13 protein-coding genes and 1 riboswitch are annotated in these 17,055 nt (G+C 38.4%); of the genes, 8 read left to right on the top strand and 5 right to left on the bottom strand.

What is annotated here, in order from left to right; translation table 11 throughout:
• The first annotated feature begins 50 nt into the window (after window positions 1-50).
• The gene (gene ribA / locus HMPREF3263_RS08055) at window positions 51-698 is read left to right on the top strand and encodes a GTP cyclohydrolase II (RefSeq protein WP_070853182.1); all 648 of its coding nucleotides are present in this window, start codon (window positions 51-53) and stop codon (window positions 696-698) included.
• A gap of 44 nt (window positions 699-742) precedes the next feature.
• On the opposite strand, the gene HMPREF3263_RS08050 is transcribed toward ribA, so the two are convergent.
• Window positions 743-886, bottom strand: a complete 144-nt coding sequence (locus HMPREF3263_RS08050) for a hypothetical protein (protein ID WP_032822400.1) — start codon at window positions 884-886, stop codon at window positions 743-745.
• 122 nt (window positions 887-1,008) lie between these two features.
• Window positions 1,009-1,053: riboswitch (PreQ1 riboswitch) on the top strand.
• Window position 1,054: 1 nt separating this feature from the next.
• Here HMPREF3263_RS08050 and queC point away from each other — a divergent pair.
• The 7 genes from queC to gltS all read left to right on the top strand — a co-directional run bounded on the left by queC (window position 1,055) and on the right by gltS (window position 9,585).
• Window positions 1,055-1,741 carry a 7-cyano-7-deazaguanine synthase QueC gene (queC, locus tag HMPREF3263_RS08045; protein ID WP_070853181.1) on the top strand — a complete coding sequence of 229 codons (687 nt, stop codon included), beginning with the start codon at window positions 1,055-1,057 and terminating at the stop codon, window positions 1,739-1,741.
• Window positions 1,734-2,159 carry a 6-carboxytetrahydropterin synthase QueD gene (queD, locus tag HMPREF3263_RS08040; RefSeq protein WP_049357348.1) on the top strand — a complete coding sequence of 142 codons (426 nt, stop codon included), beginning with the start codon at window positions 1,734-1,736 and terminating at the stop codon, window positions 2,157-2,159. The genes queC and queD overlap by 8 nt, the downstream gene beginning before the upstream one ends.
• Before the next feature lie 5 nt (window positions 2,160-2,164).
• Window positions 2,165-2,794 (top strand): 7-carboxy-7-deazaguanine synthase QueE, encoded by a 630-nt coding sequence (locus HMPREF3263_RS08035; RefSeq protein ID WP_049380355.1) that lies wholly within the window; start codon window positions 2,165-2,167, stop codon window positions 2,792-2,794.
• Window positions 2,795-2,958: 164 nt separating this feature from the next.
• The gene (gene parE, locus HMPREF3263_RS08030; protein WP_005696352.1) at window positions 2,959-4,857 is read left to right on the top strand and encodes a DNA topoisomerase IV subunit B; all 1,899 of its coding nucleotides are present in this window, start codon (window positions 2,959-2,961) and stop codon (window positions 4,855-4,857) included.
• Window positions 4,858-4,873: 16 nt separating this feature from the next.
• Entirely contained in the window at window positions 4,874-6,067 is a 1,194-nt protein-coding gene (nirK, locus tag HMPREF3263_RS08025; protein ID WP_070853180.1) for a copper-containing nitrite reductase, read from the top strand.
• Window positions 6,068-6,078: 11 nt separating this feature from the next.
• Entirely contained in the window at window positions 6,079-8,334 is a 2,256-nt protein-coding gene (gene parC / locus HMPREF3263_RS08020) for a DNA topoisomerase IV subunit A (protein WP_070853179.1), read from the top strand.
• Between the two features lie 36 nt (window positions 8,335-8,370).
• A complete protein-coding gene (gltS, locus tag HMPREF3263_RS08015; RefSeq protein ID WP_005697247.1) occupies window positions 8,371-9,585 on the top strand; it encodes a sodium/glutamate symporter in 1,215 nt (404 codons plus the stop codon).
• Window positions 9,586-9,635: 50 nt separating this feature from the next.
• Here the strand turns inward: gltS and mfd are convergent, their stop codons facing one another.
• The 4 genes from mfd to HMPREF3263_RS08000 all read right to left on the bottom strand — a co-directional run bounded on the left by mfd (window position 9,636) and on the right by HMPREF3263_RS08000 (window position 16,976).
• Window positions 9,636-13,073, bottom strand: a complete 3,438-nt coding sequence (gene mfd, locus HMPREF3263_RS08010; RefSeq protein ID WP_032803875.1) for a transcription-repair coupling factor — start codon at window positions 13,071-13,073, stop codon at window positions 9,636-9,638.
• 118 nt (window positions 13,074-13,191) lie between these two features.
• Window positions 13,192-13,365: a DUF5363 domain-containing protein gene (locus tag HMPREF3263_RS10760; protein ID WP_005697264.1), complete on the bottom strand. Its 174-nt coding sequence runs from the start codon at window positions 13,363-13,365 to the stop codon at window positions 13,192-13,194.
• The gene (locus HMPREF3263_RS08005; protein ID WP_032803870.1) at window positions 13,362-15,206 is read right to left on the bottom strand and encodes a tRNA(Met) cytidine acetyltransferase TmcA; all 1,845 of its coding nucleotides are present in this window, start codon (window positions 15,204-15,206) and stop codon (window positions 13,362-13,364) included. Before HMPREF3263_RS08005 ends, HMPREF3263_RS10760 begins: the two co-directional genes overlap by 4 nt.
• Before the next feature lie 3 nt (window positions 15,207-15,209).
• Window positions 15,210-16,976: an ATP-binding protein gene (locus HMPREF3263_RS08000; RefSeq protein WP_005697283.1), complete on the bottom strand. Its 1,767-nt coding sequence runs from the start codon at window positions 16,974-16,976 to the stop codon at window positions 15,210-15,212.
• Window positions 16,977-17,055 lie beyond the last annotated feature (79 nt).

Here is a 17,055-nt window from a genome sequence, read left to right as displayed (position 1 = left end):
TAAAAATAAAGTGCACATTTTAGCAGAATAAAGTTGAAAAAGGATAAGTTATGTCAAAAATCCAACTGGTTGCTCAAGCCAATTTGCCTACTGAATATGGCATATTTAAAATGGTCGGATTTGAATTTCCCGATACAAAAAAAGAACATGTCGCGTTAGTGATGGGTGATATTTCAAACCAAGATGAGCCTGTGCTCGCCCGCATTCATTCTGAATGTCTAACAGGCGATGCATTACACAGTTTAAAATGCGATTGTGGTTTCCAACTAGCAGCCGCATTACGTCAAATTAGTGAAGAAGGTCGTGGCGTATTGATTTACCACCGAGAAGAAGGCCGAGGCATTGGTTTAATCAATAAAATTCGCGCTTATTCATTACAAGATCAAGGGATGGATACTATTGAAGCCAACCTTGCATTAGGTTTTAAAGCTGATGAACGTAACTTTAATGTGTGTGCCGATATGTTTGAATTATTAGGTGTGAAGCAAGTTCGCTTGATGACAAACAACCCACAAAAAGTAGAAACCATGAAAAAAGCGGGCATTAATATCGTAGAACGTGTACCGTTGAATGTGGGTGAAAATCGTTACAACACCAAATATCTTGATACCAAAGCGAAAAAAATGGGCCATTATATTGTGCATAATAATGAAGAGCATTTAATGACTTGCCCACATTGCCAAGAAGAAGTGATTTAATAAAAAAGCCATACAACTGTATGGCTTTTCTTTTATCAAAACAATTATTGATTAACGCCCCAATGGCGCGTGTCTTTATCAAATTTCATGCCTGAATGAGATCCTTCTGAACCATTAAAATAAACGTCTTTATTTGCACAAGCTGAAATCACTAATGCACCAATAACAATAAGAAGTAATTTTTTCATTATATTTACCTTTTTAAACTGACTTGCCAAAATTGTATCATAACTTTTATTAACTTTTCCTACTTAAATTAGCTGATTTCTTGCAAAATTCATGCCTAGCTTCTACAATAACACCACATTTTTAACTTGTAGTTCGCAAACCTCCTACATAAAAAAACTAGGTATCCTATGAATATTTCAAATCCTAATCACAATCGTAAAGCCCTTGTGATCTTCTCTGGTGGACAAGACTCCACAACCTGTTTAATTCAAGCTATTGCTGAATATGGCGTAGAAAATGTCGAAGCCGTCACCTTTCAATACGGCCAGCGCCACGCAATTGAATTAGAAAAAGCGCGTTGGATAGCGAAAGATCTCGGCGTAAAACAAACGTTGATTGATACATCCGTTATTAAATCTATCACTCATAATGCTTTAATGGATGCAAACACAAACATCGAGCAAAAAGACGGTGAATTACCTAATACCTTTGTGGATGGACGAAATGCACTCTTCTTATTATATGCGGCAATTTATGCAAAAGGGCAAGAAATCCACGATATTATCACTGGTGTATGTGAAACGGATTTCAGTGGCTATCCGGATTGTCGTGATGTTTTTGTTAAATCCATGAATGTCACCCTCAATTTAGCCATGGATTATCCGTTCAATTTAAAAACACCGTTAATGTATCTTACCAAAGCACAAACTTGGGCTCTCGCAGATGAATTAGATGCTTTAGATTATGTTCGTCAACACAGCCACACTTGCTATGAAGGTGTTGAAGGGGGCTGTGGTGAATGTCCAAGCTGTCAATTACGTCATAAAGGTTTACAAGAATACCTGTCAATCAAAGCTGAGAATAAAAATGTTTAAAGTATCCAAAGAATTTAGTTTTGATATGGCCCACTTATTAGATGGTCATGATGGAAAATGTCAAAATCTACATGGTCATACCTATAAACTTCAAGTAGAAATAACGGGTCATTTAATTACTCATGGCGCAAAAAAATCAATGGTGATGGACTTTTCAGATTTAAAATCTATTGTGAAAAAATCCATTTTAGATCCCATGGATCATGCATTTATTTACGATCAAACCAGTAAACGTGAAAGTAAAATTGCCATACTTCTAGAAGAATTACAATCAAAAACCTTTGGCGTGAATTTTCGTAGTACCGCTGAAGAAATGGCTCGTTTTATTTTTCATCGTCTAAAATATGATGAAAAATTACCTATTTCTGCTATCCGATTATGGGAAACGCCAACATCATTTTGTGAATATCAGGAATAAGTGCGGTGGAAAAACGACCTATTTCAGAACCGTATTATAATATTGTTGAGATTTTTGAAAGCCTTCAAGGAGAAGGTTTTAATACCGGTATGCCCGCCATTTTTATTCGTTTTGGTAAATGCAATCTTGCCTGTCCTTGGTGTGATACTAATTATCATCAATTTAAACATTGGTCATTGTCACAAATTCTCAATAAAGTGCGGTCATTTTCTGCAAAGAATATTATTATCACGGGTGGTGAGCCGACCATTGTGCCTAAATTAGAAATTGTACTTAATCAATTAAAAAGTTTAGGTTATTTTTTAGCAATTGAAACTAATGGTCTTCGTAGTGTTCCTAGTCAAATCGATTTTATTGCCACTAGTCCAAAACGTCTATATGCGCATAAATACGAAAAGCGTTGTATTTCATTTGCACACGAAGTTCGTATTGTTGCTGATGACAATATTATTCCTTTTTGTGAAATGATTGAAAATAAAATTCAAGCAAAATATTACTATCTTTCTCCTTGTGAAGTTCATGGTAATATGAATCTATTAGAAACGATTACACAATTAGGAAAATTAAATCAAAGAACGAATAAACCCAGATGGCTATTAAGTTTACAAACACATAAATTAATTGGAATGGAATAGCTATCATTTCTCTGTTCTAGGTGCGGTTATCATGCATGTCAAACTTTAACTGCACTTTACTTCCATGTTATATCTCCTTTCTCTTCATATCTTTAATTTTATAAACGCATCATTTTTTGATAAAATCACGCTAATTTTTTATAAATAAGTATTTAATTTTAAAAATGACTACAAATTATTCAGCTCAAGAAATTACGGTTCTGAAGGACCTCGAACCGGTGCAAATTCGTCCTGGCATGTACACGGACACCACCCGTCCCAATCACCTTGCTCAAGAAGTTATCGATAACAGTGTGGATGAAGCCCTTGCTGGGTTTGCCACCAAAGTTGAAGTGATTTTACACGCGGATCAATCACTTGAAGTCATTGATAATGGCCGTGGAATGCCAGTGGATATTCACCCAACTGAAGGGGTTTCAGGTGTTGAAGTAATCTTAACCAAACTTCACGCTGGCGGTAAATTCTCGAATAAAAACTATGAATTCGCCGGGGGCTTACACGGGGTGGGGATATCTGTCGTGAATGCCCTTTCTGAACGCGTTGATATTCAAGTTAAGCGTAACGGCGAAGTGTATAAAATTGCCTTTGAAAATGGGGTGAAAGTAGAAGAATTAGAAGTCATCGGGACTTGTGGAAGACGTACAACCGGCACCACCGTTCACTTCAAACCGAATCCAAAATATTTTGATAGCAAGAATTTTTCTGTCAGCCGTTTACGCCACTTATTGCGTGCGAAAGCGGTGCTTTGTTCAGGCTTAGAGATTAAATTTGTCGATAAAGTGAATAACACCGAAGATGTGTGGTGTTATCAAGATGGTTTATCGGATTACTTAACCGAAGCAGTGAATGGTTTTGAAACCTTGCCTGAAAAACCTTTTGTCGGTGAATTTAAAGGCTCCACCGAAGCAGTAAGCTGGGCATTATTATGGTTACCGGAAGGTGGTGAACTGATTGCAGAAAGCTATGTAAACTTGATTCCAACGGTACAAGGCGGAACACACGTAAATGGTCTTCGTCAAGGTTTGCTCAATGCCATGACTGAATATTGTGAATTCCGCAATAAATTACCACGTGGCGTGAAATTAACTGCAGACGACATTTGGGATCGCTGTGCTTATATTCTTTCACTGAAAATGCAAGATGCTCAATTTGCTGGCCAAACAAAAGAACGTTTATCTTCCCGTCAAAGTGCGGTCTTTGTTGCGGGTGTTTTAAAAGATGCCTTCAGTTTATGGTTGAATCAAAACGTACAAGATGCCGATCGCTTAGCTGAAATGGCTATTAGCTCTGCACAACGTCGTTTAAATGCAGCCAAAAAAGTCGTGCGTAAAAAATTAGTGAGCGGTCCTGCTCTACCGGGTAAATTGGCAGATTGCGCATCACAAAATTTAGAAAAAACCGAATTATTCTTAGTGGAAGGTGACTCTGCAGGCGGCTCAGCCAAACAGGCGCGAGACCGTGAATATCAAGCGATCCTACCGTTACGCGGAAAAATCTTAAATACTTGGGAAGTCGCTAGCGATCAAGTACTTGGCTCAACAGAAATTCATGATATTGCTGTGGCACTAGGTATTGATCCTGATAATGAAGACTTATCTCAACTTCGTTACGGGAAAGTCTGTATTTTAGCCGATGCGGACTCCGATGGTTTACATATTGCTACCCTACTCTGCGCCCTCTTTTTACGTCATTTTCCGAAATTAGTGCAAGATGGGCATGTCTATGTGGCAATGCCACCACTCTATCGTATCGACTTAGGCAAAGAAGTGTTTTATGCCCTTGATGAAAATGAGAAAGAAGCTATTTTAGAACGTTTAAAAGGTAAAAAAGGCACTTTAAACGTACAACGATTCAAAGGTTTGGGTGAAATGGATCCGTCACAATTACGTGAAACCACCATGGATCCGAATACTCGCCGATTAGTTCAATTAACTTACGATCTTGAGGAAGATCAAGGCGCAGCGACATTAGAATTAATGGATATGTTACTCGCTAAAAAACGAGCGGAAGATCGCAAAAATTGGTTGCAAACTAATGGCGATCAAGTGGATTTAATAGTTTAAGTATTCGAGGTCAATCATGAACGAACAACGTCGAGATTTTTTTAGAAACAGCGCATTAGGCTTAGCAACGATTACATTAGGTGCAGGTTTTAGTCTCATTCCTTCTGCTCAAGCGGAAGAAAAAGCCTCAAATGTGGCAGCTACTGCAGTTGAAAATTTACCTGAGATTGAAGCAGAATTGACGCTCGCGCCCAATGTGCCAAAACCGATTGAACGTAACTATCCTGCAAAAGTCGTAGTAAAACTGACCGCACTTGAACAAATTATGGATTTAATGGATGGCGTGCAATTTAAATTTTGGACATTAAACGGTAGCGTGCCTGCACCATTTATTCGTGTACGCGAAGGTGATATGGTAGAAGTTCAACTTTCCAACTCAGCAAGTTCCATGATGCCACATAGTCTTGATTTCCATGCAGCACCTGTACCAATGGGAGGGGCAATGGCAAGTGAAACCCCACCAACTCGGACATCCACCTTCCAATTTAGAGCACTACGTTCGGGTATTTATTTATACCACTGCGGTAGCCAGCCTGTGGATATTCACCTTGCTAAAGGAATGTATGGTTTAGTTTTAGTTGAGCCGAAAGAAGGCTTACCAAAAGTAGATCGTGAATTTTACATTATGCAAAGTGAATTCTATACCAAAGGTGAATTTGGCGATCCTGGCTTGCAACCGTTCAGTATGAAAAAAGCCATTGATGAGCGCCCTGAATATGTCCTCTTCAACGGCAAAGTTGGTTCAACCATGGATGAAAATGCCTTAAAAGCGAAAACCGGTGAAACCATTCGTCTATTCGTAGGAAATGCAGGACCGAATTTATGCTCTTCTTTCCACTTAATCGGTGCAGTATTTGACAATGTATATGTGGAAGGTGGTACGCTTGTTAATCATAATGTTCAAACTACATTGATTCCATCCGGTAGCGCCACCATGGTGGAAACTCGAATTGATGTACCTGGCACTTATGTCTTTATGGATCACTCCATTTTCCGCGCAGTAAATAAAGGCACAATGGGACATATTGTGGTTGAAGGTGAAAAAAATTCGAATATTTATTCTGGAAAACTAAAAAACGAAGCCTTTAAAGAAGCTAACCCACAAAAACCACAACCCGTTCCTTACGAAATTGATAGTCACAAAGGAATGGATATGGGACATTCTCATCACGAACAGTCTGATGCGAATTCCGGTGCAACAAGAAAATAAATTAGAAGAATATGAGCAATATTAACTACGAAGGCATCGAGCAGATGCCACTTCGCACCTTTACAGAAAAGGCTTATCTTAACTATTCAATGTACGTCATCATGGATCGTGCTTTGCCTTCTATTGGCGATGGATTAAAGCCTGTTCAACGTCGTATTGTCTATGCAATGTCTGAATTAGGTTTAAATGCTGCGGCGAAATTTAAAAAATCCGCCCGTACCGTCGGTGATGTGTTAGGTAAATTCCATCCGCATGGCGACTCCGCTTGTTATGAAGCCATGGTATTAATGGCTCAGCCCTTTTCTTACCGCTATCCTTTGGTGGATGGCCAAGGAAACTGGGGGGCGCCAGATGATCCTAAATCATTCGCGGCGATGCGTTATACAGAATCTCGCTTGTCCAAAATCTCTGAAATTCTATTATCTGAATTAGGTCAAGGTACTGTTGATTTCCAACCAAACTTTGATGGTACTTTAGAAGAACCACAATATTTGCCAGCTCGTTTGCCTCATATTCTATTGAATGGCACCACGGGGATTGCCGTCGGGATGGCAACCGATATTCCACCACACAATATTAATGAAGTGGCGGATGCAGCTGTCCTGTTATTAGATAATCCAAAAGCTGGATTGGATGATGTACTCAATATCATTCAAGGCCCTGATTTCCCAACTGAAGCGGAAATTATTTCGCCAAAAGATGATATTCGCAAAATGTACGAAACCGGCCGTGGCTCCATCAAAATGCGTGCAACATGGCATAAAGAAGACGGTGAAATCATCATTAGTGCACTTCCTCATCAATCTTCCCCCTCTAAAATCATTGCACAAATCGCTGAGCAAATGACAGCGAAAAAATTGCCAATGGTGGAAGATATTCGTGATGAAGCAGATTATGAAAATCCTGTGCGTATCGTGCTTGTACCACGTTCAAATCGCGTAGACATGGATGCCTTGATGGCGCATTTATTTGCGACGACGGATCTCGAAAAAAGCTATCGTGTGAATATGAATATGATCGGACTTGATCATAAACCAGCCGTGAAAGGCTTACTTCAAGTTCTCACAGAATGGCTGACATTCCGTCGTACTACCGTGACACGCCGTTTACAACATCGTTTAGATAAAGTACTCGCTCGTTTACACATTTTAGATGGTTTGATGATTGCCTTCCTCAATATTGATGAAGTCATTGAGATTATTCGTACTGAGGATGAACCTAAACAAGTTTTAATGGCTCGTTTTAACTTAAGTGATGAACAGGCAGAAGCCATTTTAAACTTACGTTTGCGCCATTTAGCCAAATTAGAAGAACATCAATTACAAGCTGAAAAAGATAAACTTGAAGAAGAGCGGTCAAATTTAGAGTTAATTTTGGGATCTGAACGTCGCTTAAATACCTTGATCAAAAAAGAAATTCAAGAAGATGCGAAAAAATACGCCAGTCCTAGAATGTCTCAATTAGTTGAACGTGAAGAAGCGAAAGCTATTTCTGAAAGTGAAATGACGCCAGCAGAACCTGTCACTGTTATCTTATCTGAAATGGGCTGGGTACGCTGTGCAAAAGGTCATGATATTGATCCGGCAGGATTAAGCTATAAAGCAGGTGATAAATATCTTGCTCACGCTTGCGGTAAAAGCAATCAACCAGTGATCTTTATTGATAGTACTGGTCGTAGCTATGCTTTAGATCCATTAAGCCTACCTTCTGCGCGTTCACAAGGTGAACCTCTCACTGGTAAACTCACATTACCGGCCGGTGCGACGATTGAACAGGTTATTATGGAACCTGAAAAACAAGAATTATTGATGGCATCAGATGCAGGATACGGTTTTATTTGCAAATTTGAAGATTTAATTGCACGCAATAAAGCAGGAAAAGCCTTGATTTCTTTGCCAGAAAATGCGAAAGTCTTGAAACCTGAGAAACTTTCCGAGTCGGCCTCACTTCTTGTGTCCCTCACTTCAGCGGGTCGAATGCTGATTTTTCCGGTACGGGATTTACCGGCATTATCAAAAGGGAAAGGCAACAAAATCATCAGTATTCCAGCAGCGAATGCAAAAGCGCGGTCAGAATTATTGGTGAAATTGTTCTTAATTTCAGAGCAAGCCAGCCTTGAGTTCCATTCCGGTAAACGAAAAATCACATTAAAACCGGAAGATCTGCAAAAATTCCGAGCGGAACGCGGCAGAAAAGGCTCCCAATTACCACGTGGATTACATAGCAATGTTGACATTGTGGTGGTTGAACCTGAACACAACTCATAAGAATTCTCGGAACCAAACTAAATAGGAGGATATTTCGTGAATATTGTTTTTGATACTTATCAAACACTTGCTTTAGCAAGCTTTGTATTATTACTCGGTTATTTTCTAGTAAAACGCATTCGAGTTTTACAAACATTCAATATCCCTGAGCCTGTTGTTGGCGGCTTTATTGTGGCTATTGCATTAACAATTTTATATAAAGTAAACGGTACCTCATTTACTTTTGAGAAAAGCTTACAAACATCCATGATGTTGGTATTTTTCTCCTCTATCGGTTTAAGCGCAAACTTTTCTCGCTTAATTAAAGGAGGAAAACCATTAGTTATCTTCTTATTCGCTGCTGGAATACTCATTGTTTGCCAAAATGTTATCGGTATCTTAGGTACTGAATTATTAGGCATTGATCCTGCTTACGGTTTACTTGCTGGTTCAGTTACCCTAACAGGTGGTCATGGTACCGGTGCGGCATGGGCAGAAACATTCACTAAAGAATTTAATCTACCGGCTGCGACAGAAATCGCCATGGCATGTGCCACATTCGGTTTAGTCTTTGGTGGTATCTTAGGTGGTCCAGTATCTCGTTATTTATTAAATCATCAAAAACAAGGTGAGAACCCAGAGAATGATGAAGTAGATGACGTACAAGAAGCATTTGAGCACCCAACTTATAAACGTAAAATAAATGCGCGCTCAATCATTGAGACCATTGCAATGCTTTCTTTATGTTTACTCATCGGTCAATATTTAGATGGCTTAACAAAAGGTACACAAATGCAATTACCAACATTCGTATGGTGTTTATTTACTGGGGTAATTATTCGTAACAGCTTAACCAATTTATTCAAATTCCAAGTCGCTGATTCAGCGATTGACGTATTAGGTAGTGTAGGTTTATCTATCTTCTTAGCTATTGCCCTAATGTCTCTCAAGCTTTGGGAATTGGTAGGTCTTGCAGCAGATGTACTCATTATTTTAGCGGTTCAAGTTGCCTTCATGGCTTTCTTCGCCGTCTACGTCACATACCGTATGATGGGTAAAGATTATGATGCGATTGTATTAAGTGCGGGTCACTGTGGTTTCGGTCTCGGTGCAACACCAACAGCCGTTGCTAACATGCAAGCGATTACTAGTCGTTTCGGACCTTCTCACAAAGCGTTCTTAATCGTACCAATGGTAGGGGCATTCTTTATCGACTTATTAAATAATGGTATTTTAAAAATGTTCTTAAGCCTTGTTAAATACCTTCACTAATAAAATATAAAAAGAAAGGCTGACATTTTGTCAGCCTTTTTATTTACTTGCTACTCAGTCAGCGTCTTGACTAAATCCATCACAAATTCTAACCGCGCTTTGTTTTCTGGAAGGGCTTTTACAAACTTAAATTTTAATGGGCCATCAAAACGATAAACAATTGGATTTTGTTGAATTAATTTGATGAATTTTTCTGGATCAACTTTTGCGGAAGGTGAAAATTCAATAAAGCCTCCTTGAGCTCCCGCATCAATCTTCAGTACTTTTAATGGTTTCACCATTAAACGCATTTCAGCAATTTGTAAAAGATTTTTCGTTGCTTCAGGTAATAAACCAAAACGGTCGATTAATTCAACTTTTAATTCGTCTAACTCTTGTTTGCTTTCTGCTGCTGCAATGCGTTTATAGAACGACAAACGCATATTCACATCTCCCAGATAATCCTCAGGCAATAGGGCTGGAACACGTAGCTCAATTTCAGCTTGTTGATGTGTAATCTCTTCTAACGAAGGTTCCCTGCCCTCTTTTAAGGCTTTCACTGCCGCATCAAGTAATTCCATATAAAGTGAAAAACCGATGCTTTCAATTTGCCCGCTTTGTTCATTCCCTAATAATTCACCGGCGCCGCGAATTTCTAAATCGTGCGTCGCAAGAATGAATCCAGCACCTAAGTTATCTAAACTTTCTAATGCTTCTAAACGACGTTTCGCATCTTTCGTCATTAACTTCGGTGGCGGTGTAAGCAAATAGGCATAAGCTTGGTGGTGAGAACGCCCTACTCGACCACGCAACTGGTGAAGCTGAGCCAAACCAAAATTATCTGCACGTTCAATAATGATTGTATTTGCCGTTGGTACGTCAATCCCTGTTTCAATAATGGTGGAACAGACTAAAACGTTATAACGTTGATGATAAAAATCACTCATCACACGTTCAAGTTCTCGTTCTCGCATTTGACCATGACCAATCACGACTCGAGCTTCTGGTACAAGTGCGGTCAGTTTTTCAGCCGTATTTTCAATACTCGCCACATCATTATGTAAATAATAAACTTGCCCGCCACGCAAAATCTCACGCAGAATCGCTTCACGAATAATTAAATCATCTTTCTGGCGAACAAACGTTTTGATACTCACTCGGCGAGCTGGTGGTGTCGCAATAATAGAAAGATCGCGAATACCATTCATCGCCATATTCAAAGTACGAGGAATTGGTGTTGCGGTAAGCGTTAAAATATCAATATTCGCTCTAAGTTGTTTAATTTTTTCTTTTTGTCCCACACCAAAACGATGTTCTTCATCAATGATGAGTAGGCCAAGATCAGAAAACTTCACATCGGATTGAATCAATTTATGAGTGCCAATCAGAATATCGACTTTTCCTTCGGCTAAATTTTCTAAGATTTGTTTTTGCTCTTTAGCTGTTTTAAAGCGAGAAAGCACTTCCACATTAACCGGCAAATTAGCAAAACGATCTTTAAAATTCTCGTAATGCTGTTGAGCTAACAAGGTTGTTGGAACCAATACGGCGACTTGTTTATGATTCATTACCGCCAAAAATGCTGCACGCATTGCTACTTCGGTCTTTCCAAAGCCCACATCACCACAAACCAAACGATCCATCGCTTTAGGTTGGCACATATCCGAAATAACGGCGTTAATCGCCATGGCTTGATCGTGCGTTTCCTCAAAAGGGAAGGTTGCAGCAAATTGCTGGAATTCCTCACGATCATATTTAAACTCAAAGCCTTTTTTCACTTCTCGTTGAGCATACACATCAAGCAATTCAGCGGCCACATCACGAATTTTTTCTGCGGCTTTTTGACGCGTTTTCGCCCACGATTCATTGCCTAACTTATGTAATGGCGCTGTTTCATCTGAGCCGCCTACATAGCGACTAATTAAATGAAGAGAACCAACCGGCACATAAAGCTTAGATTCATTCGCATAGTTAATTAGCAAATACTCTGCTTTTAAGCCCCCAGTATCGAGTGTCACTAAGCCGCCATAACGCCCAACACCATGATCTAAATGTAGCACAGGCTGCCCAATTTTTAATTCAGCCAGATTGCGCACTAAGGTATCTGGATTCACCGCCTTACGTTTATCACGCTGACGTTGCTGTACTCGCTCGCCTAAAATTTCATGTTCAGTAATGACAGCTAATTTGGCCTCATCAAGAATAAAACCTTGCTCAAGACGACTGATCCACAAATTAAACTTGTCTTGATTGGCTTCAGATAAGGTTTTAATCTGTTTAGGTTTAATTTTTAATGGTGAAAGCAAATCTACTAAAGTTTCACGTCGTCCTTCAGTTTCAACTGAAAATAAAACATTGCCTTTGAAATGTTCAATAAACTGTCGAAGTTGCGATAACGGTTCTTTTTGCTGTGATTGAATGGTCACTGCTGGTAATGCAGACACCACTAAATTTTTCTGACGAACAGATGACCGCACTTTTTCTGCTTTAAAATTAATTTTAGGGTAATTTTTTAATGCATGATTTACTGCATCAATACTTAACCACAAACGTTCTGGAGGCAAAAGAGGACGCATAGGATCGACTTTACGATGCTCATAACGCTGTTTGGCATCAAGATAAAAACGTTCACCTTGTGCTTGATTTGTTTCCATATCCACAAACAACGTTTTTTCGGGCAAGTAATCAAACAACGTTGCCATTTCATCAAAGAATAACGGTTGCCAATATTCAATCCCTGAAATTAATGTGCCTTTACTGATTTGCTGATAAATATGCTCAGGATCACGACGAATTTCACCAAAGGTTTCTCTAAATTGTGTGCGGAAAAACTCAATACCTTTTTCATCTGTTGGAAATTCATGTGCAGGTAATAAATTAATGGATTGAATTTCATCCAACGTTCTCTGCGTATCGACATCAAAAGTACGAATCGAATCAATTTCATCATCAAAAAAATCTAAGCGAAATGGAACCGCACTTCCCATCGGGAAAAGATCTAAAAGTGATCCGCGCACAGCATATTCACCATGTTCAAGTACTTGTTCTACGGAACGATATCCAGCTGACTCTAATTGTAATCGCAATTTTTCAATAACAAGACGGTCGCCTCTTTTAATCAAAAGGACATTATGCTGTAGATATTTCGGCGGGCACACACGTTGCATTAACGTGCTAATCGGTAAAACAAAGATACCTTTTTTAGTATTTTGCAAATGAAATAGCGCACTTAAACGAGAAGAAATAATTTCTTGATGAGGCGAAAAAGAATCATAAGACAACGTTTCCCAATCAGGAAAAAACTGAACGGGTTGAGAAGTTAAATCCGGTAAAACTTGTGATAAACGAACCGCACTTTTGGTATCCGGTGTCACAACCACTGTTAATCCATCATATTTCTCAGCAATTTCACTGACAGCAAGTGCATCAGCACCCGTTAATACATTGCCAAGAATTTTGTGGTCATTTGGCTGAGTGGGAATATCAAAATTAAAATAGGTTGTTTTCATAAGTGCGGTCAATTTTTATCTCATTTTTGTGTGAATAGCTGATTAGTTTAGCAAATTCAATCTAGTTTTCAATAATTATCTGTATAAAAAAACAGGGTTATCTTAACCCTGTTTTCTTTTATTTTTTGAGTGGTTCTAGTGGTTTCTCTTTTTTTACATGCCCATCATCATCGAATTCGATACGTGGCATACAGCCTCTACAAGAGCCTTTATCTAAACCAAGCTCTTTACAAAACTTATTATATTCATCTACGGCTTTGCGAAACCAACCTTTTTTTTCTTGTTCGCTCATCTTGCCTCCTTTTTTAATTTTTGTGCAATTTCCGAACGTAATAATTTTAACCCATTTTTCTTGTTATAGGGTATCTGTTTTGTGATGAAATAATCTCGCATTAAAGGACAATCTTTTTCATCTAAATTCATTAAAAATCGACGAATTGCCGGCAAAGCGGAAGCTAAAGAGCGGTGAAAATAAGCGAAGTTTTTTAGGCTTAACCAATCTTCATCAAGCAATTCCCAATCTACTGATGTGGTATTAAATTCCTGAGCAAGTGGATGGAAAGACAAAGGCATATTCCGTTGAAAAGATTGCTTTGCTTCTCTTTCTAATTCAATCCCTTGTGCAGAAAGCCCTTTTAGAGCAATAGCTGAATAACAACCACTACTCGCCTCTAAATGCTCGCCTAAATGAACAAGAGAAAAACCACATTTCAGCCAAAATTGAGCCAGTTCTTTTGTATAACCGAAACTCACTGATAAATAATCCACATCGTAATTTTGTGTAATATATTCAATGAGTTGTCTACCAATACCATGTTGCTGCCACATAGGCTGAACCGCAATTCTCGAAATACGTAAAGAATGCAATTCACAAGCCTTTTGTAGCTGCGCATGAAAACAAAGTGCTTGCGGGACGAGATTGCCTTTCGGGCGTCTACTACCTTGTTGAATCGCTTCAATGAGGGCTGAATCTTCAATCCCGCCTTCTTTTAATGCCCAAACTGCACCTAATAAATCTTGTTCATTTTCAGCGGTAAAAAAACGCTGTGAATTAGCATCAAACAATCGCCGTAGATCTAATGGTGATGTACGATAATGGGCTAATGTCATCAAGCCATAGAATTGAGACAATGACGAAAGTATTTCCTCTTGTGAGCGTTCAGTAATTTGGCATATTTTGCTTTTATCGTATAGTGTTTGTTTAAAGCCATCCTCTACATTCAATAATAAAAGCTCATCAATAAACGCCTCTAAAACATCATCTTTAGACCAACGTAGCGGTTCAATAAGCTCAAAGTCAGAGAAAGTGCGGTTAATTTTTTGCTTAAATTTAAGCTCAAAGCCTCGCCCGGTTCCCTCATAACTATGAATGGTTGTCGTAAATAAAATATGCTTAAAATGCTGGGAAAAAGCGCTAAGTTGAGCAATCGGCAGCATTGCCGCCTCATCAACAAAAAGCCAAGCATTTTCAGAAAAAGAAGGATCATTTTGCAAAGCAAGGAAAAGCGCATCTGGTGCAATAAAGATAATCTCTTTTTGTGAAAATTCAGCCAAAATATTGACCGCACTTTTATTTGGAGCGGTGAGGTAAATTTTAGTATCCAGTTGACTCGCTAATAAGCCTGCAAGAGCTGATTTTCCTCTTCCTCGTTTGGCAGTAAGAAAGTAAAGTTCAGATTCTTTTTGTAAGATCTGCTCAATAATTTTCTGCTGATCTAAGGTCGCGTTGTGATTTACAAATGACTGCTGAAAAGTTCGGTCAAATTTTAAATCATTTTGATGATAAAGGACGGGGAAACCATATTTATGAATACAATGTTTAAAATATGTCATAAATCTTGGCGTCGTAATTGACTCAAGCGAACCTGACCAACGAAGACTATCTTCGTCTATTTGAGAATGAAGTTTCTCCCAATTTGATAGCAAGACAATTAAGGTACCATTCATTTTCAATGTACCGGCCGCAATGGCGAGCGCCTCTAAATGGATACCTTTCCGCGCATCAAACAAGATAATCTCAAACTCTTGCCCTAGAAGATTTTGAATTTTAGAAAACTCATTAATGATCAAGGTATTTGCCGGCAAATTAGACGGCATATTCTCACTGACTAAAATTTGAAAATGTCGTGTCATGAATTACTTTTCTAAATACGCTTCTAATTCAGCTACATTTTGAGGCCATTCATTACTGAGTTGCTTTATCCATGAAGCAATATCGGATACCCAATTTGATAATGAGGTATCTTGAGCCTGTTTTGCGATATTTTGAACATTAACAAGCCCCACTGATGCTGCCGCGCCTTTTATTTTATGTGCCACATCTGACACCATTTGTTGCATATCTGCGTTTGCAAGATAATCGCCATACGCTGTTTCTAATTCATCTAAATAAATTGGCATCCACTGTTTGAATAACTCTATATTAGCTTTAGCTTGTGATTTTCCAATTAACTCAATAAGTGAAATATTAATACCTTCTTGAACTTGAGGGAGATCTTCTTCATCAGAGGTAATCTCGATATCATCACCTAAAAAGGTTTTAAAACACTGACGTAATTCCGTCAGAGAAAGAGGCTTACGCAACACGCCATCCATCCCCTGATTTTGATATTCCTCTTCGCTGTGCATCACATTTGCCGTAAAAGCAATTAAAGGTGGAAGAAAATCATAAATCCCTTCTTCGTAGTTTTTACGTAAATAGTATGCGATATCAAAACCTGACATATCTGGTAACTTAATATCAAGAAAAACAATATCATAAGTATTTTTCTCAAATAATTGGATCGCCTCTTCACCATTCATCGCAACATCAACATAATGACCTTGCTTTTCAAGAATGCTTTTGGCTACAATCACATTCAATTCAACGTCTTCTACTAATAAAATAGAAAGATGCTGCATGGCTTTTTCAACGTTTCCATCATGAGCTTGAGCTTGATCTGCAATAATCGTTAAGTAAAAGGTTGAACCTTTATCCAATTCACTTTCAACCGTTAAATCCCCTTGCATTAACTGCGCAAGATTCTTAGAAATCGCAAGACCGATGCCACTCCCTGCGGAACGATGAATATTATCTTTAACCTGATAATACATGGTAAAAATCTTATCTAATTCACAAGGCGCAATACCGGCTCCCGTATCAGTAACACTAAATTGATAGTGATTATCTTGCATCTTCTGCACTCTTAGAATAACTTCACCTTTCTCAGTGAATTTGACGGCATTACTAATTAAATTCCAAAGAATTTGGCTAAGGCGAGCACGATCGAGATAAAGCCAATTAGGTAAATTCTCATCCTGTTTTAAAGAAAATTTTAGCCCCTTTTGTTCTGCCATCAAGGTACCAAAATTATAAAAATCATTAAGTAATGAATGGAAATCGCAGGGTTGAATATTCAATTCAATGCGCTTGGAGTCGATTTTATTTAGGTCAATAATATCACTAAAAATATGGCCTAAACTGACCGCGCTTAGGTTAATTGTATTAAGATAATTTTGTTGTTGTTCTGTTAATTTATCATCCAATAAAATTCGGCTTAGACCAATGATCCCATTTAAAGGTGTACGTAACTCATGGCTAATTGTTGCCAGTAAGGTACTTTTATCACGACTATTTTTTTCTAATCGAGCAAGCGTTTTAGACAGCTCTAAACGGGAACGTTCTAGTCGCTCAACAAGCAGCGTAAAAAAATAAATAACAAAAGGAGCGGTAAATAAACCAAAAGTAATTGAGCGAGCAATGTCACTCCAGTGAATACCATCACTAAGGAGCGTGCTTAATAGGATTTGTATACAGATAGCTAAAATAGCAAGAATAGCGATACCAAGTAAAGAGAAGCGAACTCGACCTAATCGAATAACCCAATCAACATAACGTTGCGCAAAATATCTAAAGTTTTTCATTGTTTATATTGAGAAATAAAAATTGAGATCATTCTATATAATTTTTAATAAAAATCCATAAACAAAAACCCCAAGCTCT

It is taken from the genome of Haemophilus sp. HMSC61B11, from assembly GCF_001838615.1.
Taxonomy (GTDB): domain Bacteria; phylum Pseudomonadota; class Gammaproteobacteria; order Enterobacterales; family Pasteurellaceae; genus Haemophilus_D; species Haemophilus_D parainfluenzae_AD.
The sequence above is the reverse complement of the archived record's forward strand: the minus strand, read 5'-3'. Positions and strand labels throughout refer to the sequence as shown.